Below are 16,110 nucleotides of genomic sequence, written 5' to 3'. Positions count from 1 at the left end.
GCTTCATCAGCTGCAGGCCGGGCTGGAAGAGTTCGGCCCGCACCGCCAGGATCATCGCGCCGCCGACGAAGAACATCAGCAGCGAGAAGGTCAGGTACATCGTGCCGATGTCCTTGTGGTTGGTGGTGGTGAGCCAGCGCATGAGCCCGGTGGGCTGATGACCGTGGCCGTCGTGGTGATCGAGGGCGTGGGTGGCGGTGTTCATCGTGCGGACTCCTTACCGAAGGGCCTTGATCTGGGCGGGCTGGATCATGTCGCCCCTGGCGTTGCCGAAGGCGTTGCGCTCATAGGTGACGATGGCGGCGATGTCGGTGTCCGACAGGGTCGTCTTGAACGCCTGCATCGCGGTGCCGGCCTTGCCGTTCATCACCCGGTCCACGTGGCTGTCGGGGATCAGCTTGCCCTCCGGCGAGAGCAGCGGGCCATTGACGATCTTGCTGCCGGCCAGCGCCGGGAAGGCCGGCGGCACGCCCTTGCCGTCGGGCTGGTGGCAGGCGGCGCATTGCTTCTCGTAGGCGTCCTTGCCGTGGGCGATGAGCTCGTCCTTGGTCCAGGTCTTGTCGCTGCCGGCGGCTGCGGCGGCGAGCTCGCCTTTCTTCTTGTCGACCCACGCGGCGTATTCGGCTTCGGGCACGGCGTGCACCACCACCGGCATGAAGCCGTGGTCCTTGCCGCACAGCTCGGCGCACTGGCCGCGGTAGATGCCGGGCTCCTCGATGCGCACCCAGGTCTCGCGCAGGAAGCCGGGGATGGCGTCGCGCTTGACGCCGAACTGCGGCACCCACCAGGTGTGGATCACGTCGGTGGAGGTGAGCAGGATGCGTACCTTCTTGCCCACCGGCAGCACCATCGGGTTATCCACTTCGAGCAGGTAGTGCTCGCCCTTGGCTTCCTTGCCCTCGATCTGCTCCCGCGGGGTGGACATGGTGCTTATGAAGCGGATGCCCGAATCCGGGTATTCGTACTGCCATTTCCACTGCATCCCGGTTACCTTCACCACCATGTCGGCCTTGGTGCGGGTGTCTTCCATCTCGATCACCGCGTGGAAGGCCGGGATGCCCATCAGCACGAAGTCGATGAACAGCAGGATGCCGAAGGGCACCAGCACCCAGAACCACTGCAGCGCGCCGGTGGGGCCGGTGAAGCGGGCGGGCTCGGCGCCGACGCTCTTGCGGTGCCTGACCATCGAATAGACCATGATCGCAAACACCACCACGAAGAGCACCGTGATGATCACCATGAACTCGTTGTGGATGTTCAGGGTGTCCCGGGCGATGGGGGTGACCGGGGTGGGGAAGTTCCAGCTGAAGTCGGCGCGGGCAGGGCCGGTGGCGAGGAGGGCGCCCAGTCCGGCGAGAAGGCCGGAGATGCGTGGGGCTGACTGAGTGAGGCGGATGCGGGGGTTGAGTGTCGTCAAGGCTCTACCTCTTCTCGTCGTGGGATGATGTCAGGGCTGCAGCCGCTGCCGGAGATCCATCGCCAGCATCTGGCGCTGGTCGGGTGTCATCAGTGCGCCGACCCGCGCGGTCTTGCCGTGGGAACGGATGCACACCAGCGGATCGTCAGGGCGCTCGCCTTCGAGGCTGACCCGGGCCCAGCCGGCATGAAAGCTGTGGTGCGATTCGCAGCCCGGCAGATGGCGGGTGACGGTCAGGCGGTCGCCTTCGAGGCGGATCGATTCGAACGAGGCATCGCGGCGCGCAAGGGCACGCAGGGCGACGAAGAGAAGAAGGAGTTCAAGACCGGCAAAGGGCAGCACCAGCCACGCGCCGGCCAGCCAGAAACCGAGGCTGATGAGGATGCTCGCCGCCAGGATGAGGCCGATGAGGCCGCGGCGGACTGCTGGGGTGAGTGAGCGGTTCGGGCGCGCGATCCATTCACGCGCGCCCGCCGTCTCTCTTGTTGTTATAGCCATGGCGTCTCCTCCAGGCCCTGTCTGCGACTTTTTGACGCAGATCAAATTCTGGAGCCAGTGTAGCATCGTGCATCGTTTTTGCAGTGCACTTGAAAAACGCGCAAGCAGTTGAAACTTAAAGGGGTTTTAAATGATTTCGATGTTGCGCCGCACCATCGTGACGGGCCTGGCGCTTGGCCTGCTGGCGGCCTGCTCGCCGAAGGGGGATGGCGGGCCCGGCGCGGGCTTTGCAAGCACCGACATCACCGGCGCCCAGTATGGCCAGAGCCTCAAGCTCACCGACCACACCGGCACCGTCCGCACCCTGGCCGACTACAAGGGCAAGGTGGTGACGATCTTCTTCGGCTACACCCAATGTCCCGACGTGTGCCCCACCAATCTGGTGAACATGGCCGAGGTGATGCGCCAGCTCGGGCCGGATTCCGACAAGGTGCAGGTGCTGTTCGTCACCGTCGACCCGGAGCGCGACACGCAGGAACTGCTGGCCCAGTACGTGCCGGCCTTCGATGCGCGTTTCGTCGGCCTGTTCGGCGACGCAGCGACCACCGCCGCGGTGGCCAAGGATTTCAAGGTGTTCTATCAGAAGCAGGGCGACACGAGCGGCAAGGCCTACACCGTCGATCACTCCACCGGCACCTACGTGTTCGACCCCCAGGGCCGGCTGCGGCTCTACGTGAAGCACGGCGAAAAGCCCGAGGTGGTCGCTGGCGACATCCGCAAGCTGCTGGCGGGCAAGTAGCCCGACCCGAAATCTGTGCCTATCGGATTTTCAATCTGATCGATCTGTGCCTATACCGGCTCTTGCTGGGCGCGGCACAAAACAAAAGGGCGACCCGGAAGTCGCCCTTTTTGCTGTTGCCTGCGTCTGGATCAGGCCAGCGCCACCAGTTGGGTGCGCATCTTCTGCATCGCCTTGGCTTCGATCTGGCGGATGCGCTCGGCGGAAACGCCGTACTCGGCGGCCAGTTCGTGCAGGGTGGCGGCGTCGCCTTCGGCCAGCCAGCGGCGCTGGACGATGGTGCGGCTGCGGTCATCCAGCGCGGCCAAGGCCTCGTGTAGCCCGCTATCCTGCAGTCGGGCGTATTCGCGCTGGGCGATCACCTCGGACGGTTCGGCGTGGGGGTCGGCCAGGTAGGCGATGGGCGCGAAGCGCTCCTCTTCGTCTTCGGGGCCGGATTCGAGCGCCACGTCGCCACCGGACAGGCGGGTTTCCATCTCGCGCACTTCTTCGGGCTTGACCCCGAGCTGCTCGGCGATGGTGCGGACTTCCTCGCCCTGCAGGGTGCTGCTGCTCGCCTTCAGGCCGCGCAGGTTGAAGAACAGCTTGCGCTGGGCCTTGGTGGTGGCGATCTTGACCAGCCGCCAGTTCTTGACGATGTATTCGTGGATCTCGGCCTTGATCCAGTGGATCGCGAACGAAACCAGCCGCACGCCGCGGTCCGGGTCGAAGCGCTTCACGGCCTTCATCAGGCCGACGTTGCCTTCCTGGATGAGATCGGCGTGGGGCAGGCCGTAGCCGAGGTAACCCCGGGCAATGGCAACCACCAGCCGCAAGTGGGACATGACCAGCTTGCGCGCCGCATCCAGATCCTCGTTCTCCCGGAAGCTGTGGGCGAGGTCGGATTCTTCCTTCTCGGTCAGCAGCGGGATGCGATTCACGCTCTGGATGTATTGATCCAGGCTGCCAACCGCGGACGGGACGGGAAACGACAAGGTATGGGACATCAGTAACAACCTCCTTCACCCAGATGTTAGCACTCCCTGCCTGTGAGTGCTAAGGGGGCGATTGGTTCCGCGGCAGGGGATTTTCCATACCGCACGGGCGACGCCCGCGCCCGTTGTTTACGGCCGCTGCGGGGCGGACTGCATGCCGCGGTGGTGCTTCGCCCGCTGGCCCGCCGCGGCCCGCGCTGTTATCTTCCCGTCGCTACCGAAGGCGCCGCCCGCGCCAGCCCCGAGGACGAACCGTGCACCCCACCGCCGCACTCATCCAGCTTCACGACGACATCGACCAGCGGGTCGGAATGATCCGCGCCGGGCAACCCGACTGGCTGTGCGCCAAGGGCTGCGACACCTGCTGCCGGCGCCTCGCCAGCGTGCCCACCCTCACCGCCGCCGAATGGACGCTGCTGCGGGACGGGCTGGCCGCGCTGCCGCCCGCCCAGCTGGATGAGATCCGCCGCCGCGTGGCCGCGCTGGCCGATGCCGCGGTGCGTCCGGTGGTCTGCCCGATGCTGGATGAGGCCAGCGGCGCCTGCCCGGTGTATCTCAGCCGCCCGGTGGCCTGCCGCACCTACGGCTTCTACATCGAGCGCGACAAGGGCCTGTACTGCCGCGACATCGAGGCGCAGGAAGCCGCTGGCGAACTGGCCGGAGTGGTGTGGGGCAACCACGAGGCCGTGGACCGCCGGCTCGCCGCCCTGGGCGAAACCCGCCCGCTGACCGACTGGTTTGCCGGCTGGACCGACGATCCACCTGCTCGCGGCGCGCCCTGACGGGATTTGCGCGGGTGGCTGCACGCAGAACTTGAAATCCGGCATTGACTGTATATTATTACAGCTTAAAGAGGGTTTCAAAGGTTTCACCATGCCGCGCTTCATCTGCCCCCATTGCCATAGCCCGGTCGATCCCGCATCGATGGATTTCGCCACCGGCCCCGGCGCCTATTACCGCGTCTGCCCGGTGTGCGACGAAGCCGTGCTGGTGTCCCTCGCTGCCGGCCTCCACGCCGCCGAGCCCGAGCCTGCCGCCAACAGTGCGCCCGAGCCGGAGCTCGCCCGATGAGCGACGCCGCCACGGCCGAGCTGCCCGCCTACCTCGCCAGCCTCAACGATGCCCAGCGCGCAGCGGCCCTCCACGGCGCCGGTGAGGCCGCGCCGGGGCCGCTGCTCATCATCGCCGGGGCGGGCTCGGGCAAGACCAACACCCTGGCCCACCGGGTCGCCCATCTGCTCGCCCAGGGCGCCGACCCGGCGCAGATTCTGCTGCTCACCTTCTCGCGCCGGGCGGCCGACGAGATGATCCGCCGTGTCCAGCGCATCGCCGCCCAGGTCTCACCGCGCCATGCCCGGCTGGCCCAGGGCGGCTTTCCGTGGGCCGGCACCTTCCACAGCGTGGGCGCGCGCCTGCTGCGGGAGTTCGCCGGGCGCATCGGGCTTGACCCCGGCTTCACCATCCACGATCGGGAAGATTCCGGCGACCTGATGAACCTCGTCCGCCACGAGCTGGGCTGCTCGGCCAAGCACAAGCGCTTTCCCCTCAAGGGCACCTGCCTTGCCATCTATTCGGCGGCGGTCAACACCCAGGCGCCCCTGGCCGAGGTGCTGCAGTCGAGCTTTCCGTGGTGTGCCGAATGGGAGACTGAGCTCAAGCCCCTGTTCCTCGCCTACGTCGAGGCCAAGCAGGCCCAGCAGGTGCTCGACTACGACGACCTGCTGCTCTATTGGGCGCAGATGGTGGCGGTGCCCGAGCTGGCCGATGAGGTGGGCGGGCGCTTCAGCCACATCCTGGTGGATGAGTTCCAGGACACCAACCGCCTGCAGGCCGGGCTGCTCCAGGCCATGAAGCCCGACGGCCGCGGCCTTACCGTGGTGGGCGACGACGCCCAGTCGATCTACAGCTTCCGCGGCGCCACGGTGCGCAACATCCTCGAGTTTCCCGATCAGTTCGATCCGCCCGCCCGGCGCGTCACGCTGGATCGCAACTACCGCTCCACCCAGTCCATCCTGGCCGCCGCCAACGACGTGATCGCCCAGGCCAAGGAGCGTTTCAGCAAGGATCTGTGGAGCGATCGCACGTCGGGCGAAAAGCCACGGCTGGTGTCGGTGCGCGACGAGGCCGACCAGGCCGCCTACGTGGTCGAGCAGGTGCTGGCCCGGCGCGAGGCGGGGCTCAAGCTCAAGGCTCAGGCGGTGCTGTTCCGCGCCGCCCACCACAGCGTGCGGCTCGAGATCGAGCTCACCCGGCGCAACATCCTCTTCGTGAAGTTCGGCGGCCTGAAGTTTCTCGAGGCCGCCCACGTCAAGGACGTGCTCGCCATCCTGCGCTGGGCGCAGAACCCGCGGGATCGCGTGTCGGGTTTCCGGGCGGTGCAGCTCCTTCCGGGCATAGGGCCGAAGACGGCCGGGCGAATCCTCGACAACATCCAGGCCGCCCCGTCAGGCTGCCAGCTGCTGCCCGAGCAGCCGGTGCCCGAGGCCGCCCGCGCCGAATGGGAAGTCTTTGCCCGGATGGTCGAAGCCCTCGATACCCCAGGCGCCTGGCCGGCGCCGCTGGAGCGCCTTGCCCAGTGGTACGAAGCCGGGCTCGACCGCCTGTACGAAGACGCCGCCGTGCGTCAGGCCGACATCCAGCAGCTCGTGCGCATCGCCGCCACCTACCCGAGCCGCGAGCGCTTCCTCACCGAGCTCACCCTCGATCCGCCCGACGCCACCAGCGACGAATCCGGCGCCCCGCTGCGCGACGAGGATTACCTCATCCTCTCCACCATCCACTCCGCCAAGGGGCGCGAGTGGCCGGCGGTGTCGGTGCTCAACACGGTGGATGGCTGCATCCCGTCTGATCTCGCCACCGGCAGCGAGCGGGAGATCGAGGAGGAGATGCGTCTGCTCTACGTGGCGATGACCCGCGCCAAGGATCACCTGGACCTCATCGTGCCCCAGCGTTTTTACGTGAGCGGGCAGGCCGCCACGGGCGATCGCCATGTGTATGCCAGCCGCACCCGCTTCATCCCCAACCGGCTGCTGGATCGCTTCGAGAGCACCAGCTGGCCACAGGTTGCGCCGGCAGCAGACGTCGATCCCGAGGCCCGCGAGAAGGCGGTGGATCTGGCGGCGCGGATGCGGGCGATGTGGCGCTGAAGGGGAGGGCGGGTCAGGGCTCGCCCTGGGGGCCGATGCGGAAATCCGCCAGCAGGGTGTCGGCGTCGGGCGTGAGGGGGCGGCCCTTGCTCTTCGTCCGGTTGTCCCGCGATGCATCGCGCCCGCAGGACGGCATGGCCACCACGGGCCGCGACGGATGCTTCTGGCCATAGCCGCTCAGGTCGTACACCTGGCCGTTGATCACCGTCCAGCAGTCGCCGGGCTTGTTGTGGCGGGCGACTTCGGCACGGCTGATGCGCTTTTCCACCGGCGCGGCGGCCACCGGGGCGGGCGCCGGTGCCGGCGGCGGTGTCATTCCGCTGCCCTGCCAGATCGCCGCGACCGCCAGCCAGAAGCCAACCGTGCCCAGATAGAACAGCTTGTGCATCATTTGAAATCGAAGGGTTCGAAATGGATGTGCCTGTCGGGCACTCCGCGGGCGCGCAGCAGCGCCACGGCGGCCTGCAGCATGGCGGGAGGCGCGCACAGGTGGCAGTGCCAGCCGGTCAGATCGGACGCCTGGGGCAGGATGGCTTTCAGGTTCGGCGCCCTCGGGCCGGTTTCCCGGGTCTCGAGGTGCAGGCCGGCGTCGTGGCTGGCCAGTTCTTCGAGTTCGTCAAGGCAGGCCGCGCCGGCGTCGTCGGGGTACAGGTAGATCAGGCGTGTGGGGGACGGCAGCCGGCCCTTGCGCAGCTTTGCGATGAAGGGCGCGATGCCGGCGCCGCCCGCCAGCCAGATGGCCGGCGGCACGTTGTCCTGGGAGACGAAATCGCCGAAAGGCCCCTGGATGCGCACGGCCACGCCGGTGTTGAGGGCCTGCAACTGGCGGGTGCAGCTGCCCAGCGCCTTGATGCCCAGCGAGATCTGCCCGTCCAGGCGCACGCCCGTCAGGGGGTAGGGGTGGAATTCGCCGCAGCCCTTGAAGTCTGGCCCGGCGCCAAAGGCGGCCAGCACGAACTGCCCGGTGTCGGCCTCGATCGGCAGGGTGAGGGGTTTGATGCGCACGTCCACGCTGTCGGCGGCCGGGTGGGCGACGTGGTCCACGATGAAGGGGCGGGCGTTCAGGCCGCCGCCGCGCAAGGCCTGCCACAGCATGAAGGCGAGGGCCAGGATCGGCAGGCCCAGCAGGGGATGGGTGTGGCCCAGCGCCGCCAGGTGGGCGACCGCCAGCATCACCGCCAGCCCGAGCAGCCAGTGGGACGCCCGCCAGATGTCGTAGGGCAGCCGCCGGGCCAGCGACACGCCGACGCCCACCATCAGCCCCAGCAGGGCCGCCCAGCCCAGCCAGCCGGGCCAGCCCTGCTGGAGCGGGTCCAGCGCCGACCAGGCCTGTTGCGGCGATTCTTCCCAGCTGTCGGCGGCCAGGGCCAGGGGGTGGAGCAGCAGCGCCAGATAGGCCAGGATGCCCAGCACGTTGTGCCAGCGGTACAGCCGCTCCAGCCCGCCCAGCCATTCGGTCACCCGTGGGGGGCGGAGCATTGTCAGCAGGCCGGCGAGGATCAGGCCAACGCCAACCCAGCCCGCAACGATCGCGACATTGCGCCCGGGTGTGAGGTTTTCGGGGTAGGCCCAGTAGACCGGAAGGGCGATCAGCAGCCCGGAGATCAGCGGCAGGGAGAGCCGGTTCAGTACGTTCATGTTGCTGGGCGGCTTACGGCTGGTCGGTTCGGGCTTGCAGGTGGGCGCAGAAATCTGGCCCGCCAGCCACCTCGCGCCCCGCGGCCCTGGCGCGCAGGGCGATCAGGCGCAGGTGGTCTTCCCGGTGGCGCAGGCAGTCGTCGTGGGTGCGAAAGCCGCGCACGCGGGCCTGATGTTCGATGCGTTCCGCCGGGCTCATCAGCGGCCAGCCGGGGGTGTTGCCCTCGTTCGCCCGCCACGGGCCGCGGGCAAACGCGCCGCCGGCTGCGCAGCCGAGCGCCAGGACGAACATCGTCCGGTACCCCCGCTTGATCATGACATCTCCCTACCCAAGGCTCACGGGCGTCAGTTTACTCCGCCTCTCCGGTCGCCTTGTGCCTTCCGTGAAACACATTTTCTGCCTTGAAGGCCTTTGGAGCCAGCCGCGGCGCCGCGGATCGGGCTGGCGAGGCGTGGGACGGCGGGGTGATGTGCAATCGGGTGCCTATTTTGTCATGGACAAATGGTTCTGGATTGCCTAAAATTGAGTCAGGTTCAGCCTCGCTAAGGTTTGTGCCTGTTTTGTGTCAAAGACAAAACGGTTTTCTCCTCCTGAGTGGCGTGGCCGGGTGGCCTTTTGAAGGGGTCGAGCATGTCCAGACTGTTCAAGCGGCTTCCCGGCCAAGTGCCAACCCCCGCCGGCGCCGAACGCGTGGTGCTGCGTCGCCTTCCCCGCATCCTGTTGATCGGCACCCTGCTGCTGGCCCTGCCGCCGTTGGTTGTCCGTCTGCTCACCGACATGGCGCCGGGCCTGGCGATGGTGGATATCTACTGCGTGAGCCTGATCGTCCTGCATTGGACGGTGGTCTTTACCGTGGGGATCGGGGCCTTCATCGTGATGGTGATGAAAGGCCCGGCCTACGTGGCCGACGCCTATCCGCTCTCCGACGCCGAGCGGCCCGGCTGAGGGCCGCCGGCGCCGTCAGCCGCCGTCATCCTGCCGACCACTCACCAGCCTGTCCGGATCAAAACCCTTGGCAACCAGCCGGGCGCGGATGCTTGCCTCAATGCGCGCATCGAGCGCCGGCTTGCGCGCGAGCACCCACAGGAAGCGCCGCGATGGCTCGCTGACCACCACCCACTGGTAGTTGTCGTCGAGCTCCACCACCCAGTAGTCACCCCACACCAGCGGCAGGAAGGACAGCCACGCCGGCGCAAAGCGCACCTCCAGCTTGGGTGACGTAGGCCCGCCGAGCTGCCGGGCCTGGCCGATCGCTTCGTTCATGCGGCCGTCGGCCAGCCGGCAGCGGTTGGTCACCCGCACGGTGTTGTCGGCTTGCAGCTGGTAATCGGCCGAGGATTCGCCGACGCATTGCTTCTGGAAGCGGTTGGGGTAACGGGCGATCTCGTGCCAGCGCCCCATGTAGCGGGGCACGTCGAGGGATTCGATGGTGGTGAGCGGGGCGGCGGCATCGTCGGCCACGGCCGCCAGCGGCGCCGCGACGGCCAGCGCAGCGGCGATCAGCAGGCGCTTCATGACGCAGTGGCCCGGGCGGCGCGCCAGGCGGCAAGGGCGGCGAGGGCGTCGTCGAGGGTGGCGAAGAGCTGCACGCCTTCCTGACGGGCCACCCGGGCCACGCCACGGCCGCCGGCCCACAGGTCGATGTTCGCCGGCAGCATCTGGCGCAGCTGCTGGAGCAGGCCGGGGATCTGGCGCTGGGGAAACGCCACCGAGAACGACAGTGCGACGATGTCGGCCCGGTGGGCCTCGGCGGCGCGGCTGATCTCCAGCAGCGGCATCTGGGTGCCCAGCGGCACACAGTCGGCACCCTCCAGGGCCAGCATCGATTCGGCCATCAGCAGACCCAACACGTGGGGCTCGTCGGGCACGCTGGTCAGCAGCACCCGCGGGCCGCGACCGGCCGTGGGCAGGGTGGCGATCACCTGGCGCAGCAGGCGCTTGGTGAGCTCGGTGTACAGGTGTTCCTCGAAGACTTCGAAGCTGCCGTTCTCCCAGGCTTCGCCCACCTTTTCGGTCAGCGGGGCGATGGTGTCCTGGACAAAGTGCTGCAATCCCTGGCGAGCGAGGCGTTGCTGCATGGCCTGCTGATAGCCGGCGGAATTGTGCTGCTTGATGAGGGCAAGCAGCTCGTCCAGCTCGACGGCCTCGGCCGGCGGGGTGGATTCGACCGGCCGCGGGCGGCGCGGGGCCAGGCTGGCGAGCTCGTCGGCCGGTGCGCCGATCAGCTTGCCGGGCCGATGCCCTTGATCCATCAGGCGTTTGATGAGGCGCAGGCGCTCCACCTGATCGGCCGGATAGACCCGCTCGCCGTTGCAGTCTCGTTGTGGCGTCGGAAAGCCGTAGCGCCGCTCCCACATGCGCAGGACGTCCTTGGATAGCCCGGTGTCGCGCTCCACGGCGGCGATGTTGAAGCTGAGGGTGTTCATATTTGTCCTGAACAAATGTTAGACAAACCGTTGACAAATGGGAATCTGATCCCTATCTTACGAACAAAGAGCTATTTTGTCTAGGACAAACAAAAAGTGAGGCTGAACATGCGTATCCAATCTGGCGGTTTTGCCTGGCTTGCGGCGGTGGTGCTGGCCGGTGCTGCGCCCGGCGTGGCATCCGCAGCCTGCCCGCCGCTGCTGGAGCACAGCTTCACCACGCTCCAGGACGGCAAGCCGATGCCCCTGTGCCAGTACGCCGGCAAGGTGATCCTGGTGGTGAACACCGCCAGCTACTGTGGCTTCACCAGCCAGTACGACGGGCTCGAAAAGCTCTACGCCCGCCTGAAGGACAAGGGGCTGGTGGTGGTCGGGTTTCCGTCCAACGACTTTGGCGAGCAGGAGCCCGGCAACGACAAGGAAATCGCCGATTTCTGCCGGCTCACCTACGGGGTGAAGTTTCCGATGGCCAGCAAGACGGTGGTCAGCGGCAAGGGCGCCAACCCCTTCTATCTGAAGCTCGCCGAGATCACCGGCAGCCGCCCCAAGTGGAACTTCCACAAATACCTCATCAACCGGGATGCGACCCAGGTGGTCGCGTACACCAGTTTCACCAAGCCGGACGACAAGGAATTGGTCAACAAGATTGACCAATTCCTCAAATAACCCCAACGTCAGGAGCCTGCCCCGATGAATGCCCCCGAGTCCCTTTTTCTCCCCGACGTGCAGTCCTCCGTCGATCATCGCCGGCTGGCGATCCACCAGGTGGGCGTGAAGGGCCTGCGCTACCCCCTCGCCTGGCGGGCTGCCGGCGGCGAGACGGTGAACTCCGTTGCCACCGTGACCATGAGCGTCGGCCTGCCGCCGGAGGTCAAGGGCACCCACATGTCGCGCTTCGTCGAGCTGCTCGAAGCCCGCGACGGCGCCCTCGACCACGCCGGCCTGCTGGCCATGGCCGACGAGATGCTGCTGCGCCTGGATGCCGCCAGCGGACGCATCGAGATGGCTTTCGCCTACTTCATCAAAAAGGCGGCGCCGGTTTCTGGCGTGGAGAGCCTGCTCGACTACGACGTGACCCTGATCGCCGAACGGCTCGAGAACGAGGCGCCCCGGCTCACCCTGCGGGTCGTCGCGCCCGTCACCAGCCTGTGCCCGTGCTCCAAGAAGATCTCGGCCTACGGCGCCCACAACCAGCGCTCCCACATCACGCTGGAGGCCCGCCTGCGCGCGCCGATGGACATCGAGGAGCTGGTGCGCATCGCCGAGGATGAAGCCTCGTGCGAGGTCTTCGGGCTGCTCAAGCGGCCGGATGAAAAGTGGGTCACCGAGCGCGCCTACGACAACCCCAAGTTCGTCGAGGATCTGGTGCGCGACATCGCCCTGCGCATGGCCGCCGAGCCGCGCATCGCCGAATGGAAGGTGGCCTCCGAGAACTTCGAGTCCATCCACAACCACTCCGCCTACGCCGAGCTGTACGGCTGCAACCCCTGAGGCGCGCCATGCACGCAAAGCAACGCATCGCCGTGGTCGGGGCCGGCATCTCGGGCCTCGCCACCGCCTGGCTGCTGGGCCGCCAGCACGCGGTGACCCTCTTCGAGGCCGGCGACTACCTGGGCGGTCACACCAACACCGTGGATGTGACGCTGGAAGGGCGCACGCATCCGGTGGACACCGGCTTCCTGGTGTTCAACGAGAAGACCTACCCCAACCTCATCGCCCTGTTTGCGCTGCTGGGCGTGGAGAGCGTCGAGACCGAGATGTCCTTCGCGGTCAGCCTCGAATCGCCCAACCTCGAATGGGCCGGCAGCAACCTGGCGACGATCTTCGGCCAGAAGCGCAACCTGGTGCGCCGGCGCTTCTGGGCGATGCTCTCCGACATCCTGCGCTTCAACCGCGAGTGCACCGCCTGGCTCGACGCCAACCCCGACAACGACCGCCGGCTGCGGGATTTCCTCACCGAGGGGCGCTACTCCCGCGCCTTCGCCGACTGGTATCTGCTGCCCATGGCCGCCGCCATCTGGTCCTGCCCCACCGGCCAGATGCTCGACATGCCGCTGGCCACCTTCATCCGCTTCTGCCACAACCACGGCCTGCTGCAGATCTTCGACCGGCCCATGTGGCGCACCGTCAAGGGCGGCGGGCGCGAATACGTGCGGCGCATCGCCGCCCAGCTCGACGACGTGCGGCTCGCCTGCCCGGTGACGTCGGTGCGCCGCAGCGGGGCCGGCCTGCAACTCACCCATCGCCACGGCACCGAGACCTTCGACCAGGTGGTGATGGCCTGCCACAGCGACCAGGCCCTGACGATCCTCGGCGACGCCGCCAGCCCCGCCCAACGCGAGCTGCTGTCGGCGATCCGCTACCAGCCCAACCGCGCCGTACTGCACACCGACAAGGCGCTGCTGCCCCGTGATCCGCGCCTGTGGTCGGCGTGGAACTACCTTGCCGGCCGCGGCGAGCCGGGCCATCAGCCGGTGGGCGTGTCCTACCTCATCAACCGCCTGCAGCCGCTGCCCTTCCGCACGCCGGTGGTGGTCACCCTCAACCCCGCGCGGGAGCCCGACCCCGCGAGCGTGATCGCCGAGTTCGACTACGCCCACCCGATCTTCGACGGCCCGGCCATCGCCGCCCAGCAGCGCTTGCCGGCGGTGCAGGGGGAGGGTGGCGTGTGGCTGGCCGGCGCCTGGGGCAGCTTCGGCTTCCACGAAGACGGCCTGCGCTCGGCGCTGGCGGTGGCCAACCGGCTCGGCGTGATGGCCCCATGGCAGGGCGCAGCGCCGGCTGACGTCCGCCAGGCCGAAATGGCCTGAGCGCCCCATGGACACCGCTCCGTCACTCTTCGTCGGCCACGTGATGCACCGCCGGCTACGCCCGGCGATGCATGCCTTCGTGTATCCGGTGTTCTTCGTGCGGCTGCCCCTGCGCCGGCTCGAATCCGCCCGCCGGGCGATCTTCGGCGTCGAGCGCTGGAACCTCCTCGGCTTTCGCACCGCCGACCACGGCCCCCGCGACGGCAGCCCGCTGCTGCCGTGGATCGAGTCCCTGCTGCGCGCCCGCGGCCTGCCGCCGGATGGCGAGATCGTCCTGCAGACTTTTCCGCGCGTGTTCGGCTACGTGTTCAACCCGGTGAGCTTCTGGTTCTGCCACGACCGCGCCGGCCTGCTGGTGGCGGTGCTGGCCGAGGTGAACAACACGTTCGGCGGCCGCCACGCCTATTTGCTCCACCACCCGGACGGCGCGCCCATCTGCGACGCCGACGAGTTTGGCGCCGACAAGGTCTTCCACGTCTCGCCCTTCAACCGCGTGGAAGGCAGCTACCGCTTCCGCTTCCAGCTCGGCCGCAGCGTGCAGGCCGTGCACATCGACTACGACGACGCCGAAGGCGAGCTCCTCGCCACCGCCATCAGCGGCCGTCCGCGGGCGTGGACGACCCGCGCCCTCGCCGCCGTCCTCGCGCGGATGCCCTTCCTCACCCTGGGCGTGATCGCCCGCATCCACTGGCAGGCCCTGCGCCTGTGGTGGAAGGGCGTGCCCTTCCTCGGCGCCCGCCCCGCCAACCCAGCCCTACGGGAATCGACAAAATGAACAACACGATGATCCTGCGCGGCGTTGCCCGCGATGCCTCGTCCCGCGACACCCGCACCGTCTTCGACCTGCTCGACAAGCTCGAAGGCGGCCCGCTGGAGGTGCGCCTGCCCGACGGCTCCTGCGTGCTCTTCGGCCACGGCGACCGGGGCGTCACGCTGCAGGTGCACGACAAGGCCGTGTTCAGCCAGATCCTCGCCCGGGGCGACATCGGCCTCGCCGAAGCCTACATCGACGGCCTGTGGGATTCGCCCGATCTGCCCGGTCTGCTCACCCTGCTCGCCGCCAATCGCGACGTGCTCAAGAAGGCACTCTACGGCTCGTGGCGCGAGCTGCTGTCGGCGCGCCTGCGCCACTGGCTCAACCGCAACAGCCGGGCCGGCAGCAAGCGCAACATCATGGCCCACTACGACCTGGGCAACGACTTCTACAGCCTGTGGCTCGACCCCAGCATGAGCTACTCGTCGGCCCTGTACCGCGAGGCGCTGGAGCCGACCTTCGAATCCGCCCAGGAGGCCAAGTACCGCCGCATCCTGCGCCGCCTCGACCCCGAACCCGGTCAGCGCATCCTCGAGATCGGCTGCGGCTGGGGCGGTTTTGCCGAGCTCGCCACCCGTCGCGGCGCCCAGGTCACCGGCCTCACCCTGTCGCCGGCCCAGCAGGCCTGGAGCCGCGCCCGGGTGCCCGAGGCCGACATCCGCCTGCAGGACTACCGGGACGTGAAGGAGCGCTTCGACCACATCGTCTCCATCGAGATGTTCGAGGCGGTGGGCGAGCGCTGGTGGCCCAGCTATTTCCGCACCATCGCCCGCAACCTCGCCCCCGGCGGCAAGGCGCTGGTGCAGAGCATCACCATCCACGACGAGCTCTTCTCCCGCTACCGCAAGGGCACCGATTTCATCCAGCAGTACATCTTTCCCGGCGGCATGCTGCCGTCGCGCAAGGCCTTCCGCGCGGTGGCGGCAAAGGCCGGGCTGGCGGTGAAGGATGAGTTCGCCTTCGGCCACGACTACGCGGTGACCCTCGCCCAGTGGCGCGCCAACTTCGACGCCAACTGGCCGCGCATCGAGCGGCTGGGCTTCGACGACACCTTCCGCCGCCTGTGGCGGATGTATCTCGGTTACTGCGAGGCGGGCTTCCGGGCCGGCAGCGTCGATGTGGTCCAGTTTGAACTCGTCCACCGCTAGGCGCCGGCTGCTGCTGGCGCTGGCCATCTGGCCGTGGCTGCCGGCCTTCGCCGCCGAGCCGGCCGCGCCCGTCCGCGGGTTGCGCCGCTGGGGGCAGGGCGAGTTCCGGCGCTTCGGCTTCCTCGTCTATGAGGCCACCCTGTGGGGCAACGACGACCCCGTTCGTCCGCCGCTGGCCCTGCGCCTCGACTACCGGCGCAACATCGCCGGCAGCGCCATCGCCGACGCCAGCGTGAAGGAGATGCGCCAGCTTGGCGCCGACGAAGCCCTGCTGCGCCGCTGGGGCCCGGAGATGGCCCGGCTCTGCCCGGACGTGAAACCCGGCGACCACATCGTCGGCGTGTATCGGCCGGAGGGCGCGAGCTTCCTGTTCAACGGCCGGCCTCTGGGCGAGATCCCGGAGCCGGAATTCGCCCGCCGCTTCTTTGGCATCTGGCTCGACCCCCGCACCAGCGCCCCGGATCTGCGCGCCGCCCTGCTGCGTCGGCCGGAAGGCTGA

Annotated in this window: 19 protein-coding genes and 1 pseudogene; 11 read left to right on the top strand and 9 right to left on the bottom strand. The window is 68.1% G+C overall.

The window, feature by feature from the left end; all coding sequences use genetic code 11:
- From Q0672_RS02235 to Q0672_RS02225, 3 genes and pseudogenes are all read right to left on the bottom strand, one after another.
- A pseudogene (locus Q0672_RS02235) lies at positions 1 to 205 on the bottom strand (cytochrome c oxidase subunit I); the annotation flags it as partial.
- A 12-nt stretch (positions 206 to 217) separates the two neighbouring features.
- Positions 218 to 1,417, bottom strand: coding sequence for a cytochrome c oxidase subunit II (gene coxB, locus Q0672_RS02230; RefSeq protein WP_298619265.1), 1,200 nt, complete (start codon positions 1,415 to 1,417; stop codon positions 218 to 220).
- Between the two features lie 30 nt (positions 1,418 to 1,447).
- Positions 1,448 to 1,915, bottom strand: coding sequence for a DUF2244 domain-containing protein (locus Q0672_RS02225; RefSeq protein ID WP_298619263.1), 468 nt, complete (start codon positions 1,913 to 1,915; stop codon positions 1,448 to 1,450).
- 139 nt (positions 1,916 to 2,054) lie between these two features.
- On the opposite strand from Q0672_RS02225, the gene Q0672_RS02220 reads away from it, so the two are divergent.
- Complete coding sequence (locus tag Q0672_RS02220) at positions 2,055 to 2,654, top strand: SCO family protein (RefSeq protein WP_298619267.1); 600 nt, start codon at positions 2,055 to 2,057, stop codon at positions 2,652 to 2,654.
- A gap of 131 nt (positions 2,655 to 2,785) precedes the next feature.
- Here Q0672_RS02220 and rpoH read toward each other — a convergent pair whose 3' ends face one another.
- On the bottom strand, positions 2,786 to 3,640 hold the full coding sequence (rpoH, locus tag Q0672_RS02215) for an RNA polymerase sigma factor RpoH (RefSeq protein WP_284189182.1): 855 nt from the start codon (positions 3,638 to 3,640) through the stop codon (positions 2,786 to 2,788).
- Positions 3,641 to 3,882: 242 nt separating this feature from the next.
- On the opposite strand from rpoH, the gene Q0672_RS02210 reads away from it, so the two are divergent.
- The 3 genes from Q0672_RS02210 (at position 3,883) to Q0672_RS02200 (ending at position 6,774) form a co-directional block, all read left to right on the top strand.
- Complete coding sequence (locus Q0672_RS02210) at positions 3,883 to 4,410, top strand: YkgJ family cysteine cluster protein (RefSeq protein ID WP_298619257.1); 528 nt, start codon at positions 3,883 to 3,885, stop codon at positions 4,408 to 4,410.
- A gap of 91 nt (positions 4,411 to 4,501) precedes the next feature.
- Complete coding sequence (locus Q0672_RS02205; RefSeq protein WP_153163095.1) at positions 4,502 to 4,699, top strand: hypothetical protein; 198 nt, start codon at positions 4,502 to 4,504, stop codon at positions 4,697 to 4,699.
- Complete coding sequence (locus Q0672_RS02200; protein WP_298619254.1) at positions 4,696 to 6,774, top strand: ATP-dependent helicase; 2,079 nt, start codon at positions 4,696 to 4,698, stop codon at positions 6,772 to 6,774. The genes Q0672_RS02205 and Q0672_RS02200 overlap by 4 nt, the downstream gene beginning before the upstream one ends.
- A 13-nt stretch (positions 6,775 to 6,787) precedes the next feature.
- On the opposite strand, the gene Q0672_RS02195 is transcribed toward Q0672_RS02200, so the two are convergent.
- Genes Q0672_RS02195 through Q0672_RS02185 form a run of 3 tightly spaced genes read right to left on the bottom strand, consistent with a single transcriptional unit; the run spans position 6,788 to position 8,728 of the window.
- Entirely contained in the window at positions 6,788 to 7,165 is a 378-nt protein-coding gene (locus Q0672_RS02195; RefSeq protein ID WP_298619252.1) for a cytochrome b5-like heme/steroid binding domain-containing protein, read from the bottom strand.
- On the bottom strand, positions 7,162 to 8,412 hold the full coding sequence (locus Q0672_RS02190) for a ferredoxin reductase family protein (protein WP_298619250.1): 1,251 nt from the start codon (positions 8,410 to 8,412) through the stop codon (positions 7,162 to 7,164). Before Q0672_RS02190 ends, Q0672_RS02195 begins: the two co-directional genes overlap by 4 nt.
- A gap of 13 nt (positions 8,413 to 8,425) precedes the next feature.
- On the bottom strand, positions 8,426 to 8,728 hold the full coding sequence (locus tag Q0672_RS02185; RefSeq protein WP_298619248.1) for a hypothetical protein: 303 nt from the start codon (positions 8,726 to 8,728) through the stop codon (positions 8,426 to 8,428).
- 315 nt (positions 8,729 to 9,043) lie between these two features.
- On the opposite strand from Q0672_RS02185, the gene Q0672_RS02180 reads away from it, so the two are divergent.
- On the top strand, positions 9,044 to 9,358 hold the full coding sequence (locus Q0672_RS02180) for a hypothetical protein (RefSeq protein ID WP_298619246.1): 315 nt from the start codon (positions 9,044 to 9,046) through the stop codon (positions 9,356 to 9,358).
- Between the two features lie 15 nt (positions 9,359 to 9,373).
- Here the strand turns inward: Q0672_RS02180 and Q0672_RS02175 are convergent, their stop codons facing one another.
- On the bottom strand, positions 9,374 to 9,928 hold the full coding sequence (locus tag Q0672_RS02175) for a lipocalin family protein (RefSeq protein WP_298619244.1): 555 nt from the start codon (positions 9,926 to 9,928) through the stop codon (positions 9,374 to 9,376).
- Positions 9,925 to 10,839 carry a MerR family transcriptional regulator gene (locus tag Q0672_RS02170; protein WP_153163102.1) on the bottom strand — a complete coding sequence of 305 codons (915 nt, stop codon included), beginning with the start codon at positions 10,837 to 10,839 and terminating at the stop codon, positions 9,925 to 9,927. The genes Q0672_RS02175 and Q0672_RS02170 overlap by 4 nt, the downstream gene beginning before the upstream one ends.
- 108 nt (positions 10,840 to 10,947) lie before the next feature.
- Between Q0672_RS02170 and Q0672_RS02165 the strand changes: the two genes are divergently transcribed.
- The 6 genes from Q0672_RS02165 to Q0672_RS02140 are packed head-to-tail and all read left to right on the top strand — an operon-like array spanning position 10,948 to position 16,110.
- Positions 10,948 to 11,505 (top strand): glutathione peroxidase, encoded by a 558-nt coding sequence (locus tag Q0672_RS02165; protein ID WP_298619242.1) that lies wholly within the window; start codon positions 10,948 to 10,950, stop codon positions 11,503 to 11,505.
- Positions 11,506 to 11,529: 24 nt separating this feature from the next.
- On the top strand, positions 11,530 to 12,330 hold the full coding sequence (gene folE2, locus Q0672_RS02160; protein ID WP_298619240.1) for a GTP cyclohydrolase FolE2: 801 nt from the start codon (positions 11,530 to 11,532) through the stop codon (positions 12,328 to 12,330).
- A gap of 8 nt (positions 12,331 to 12,338) precedes the next feature.
- Positions 12,339 to 13,649 carry an NAD(P)/FAD-dependent oxidoreductase gene (locus tag Q0672_RS02155; protein ID WP_298619238.1) on the top strand — a complete coding sequence of 437 codons (1,311 nt, stop codon included), beginning with the start codon at positions 12,339 to 12,341 and terminating at the stop codon, positions 13,647 to 13,649.
- A gap of 7 nt (positions 13,650 to 13,656) precedes the next feature.
- Positions 13,657 to 14,424: a DUF1365 domain-containing protein gene (locus Q0672_RS02150; protein WP_298619236.1), complete on the top strand. Its 768-nt coding sequence runs from the start codon at positions 13,657 to 13,659 to the stop codon at positions 14,422 to 14,424.
- Positions 14,421 to 15,611 carry a cyclopropane-fatty-acyl-phospholipid synthase family protein gene (locus Q0672_RS02145; protein WP_298619234.1) on the top strand — a complete coding sequence of 397 codons (1,191 nt, stop codon included), beginning with the start codon at positions 14,421 to 14,423 and terminating at the stop codon, positions 15,609 to 15,611. Before Q0672_RS02150 ends, Q0672_RS02145 begins: the two co-directional genes overlap by 4 nt.
- Positions 15,580 to 16,110, top strand: a complete 531-nt coding sequence (locus Q0672_RS02140; protein ID WP_298619232.1) for a chalcone isomerase family protein — start codon at positions 15,580 to 15,582, stop codon at positions 16,108 to 16,110. Before Q0672_RS02145 ends, Q0672_RS02140 begins: the two co-directional genes overlap by 32 nt.

This window comes from uncultured Zoogloea sp., assembly GCF_937894855.1.
GTDB lineage: Bacteria > Pseudomonadota > Gammaproteobacteria > Burkholderiales > Rhodocyclaceae > Zoogloea > Zoogloea oryzae.
Note: the sequence above shows the minus strand (reverse complement) of the source record. Positions and strands in the feature narration are given on the sequence as shown.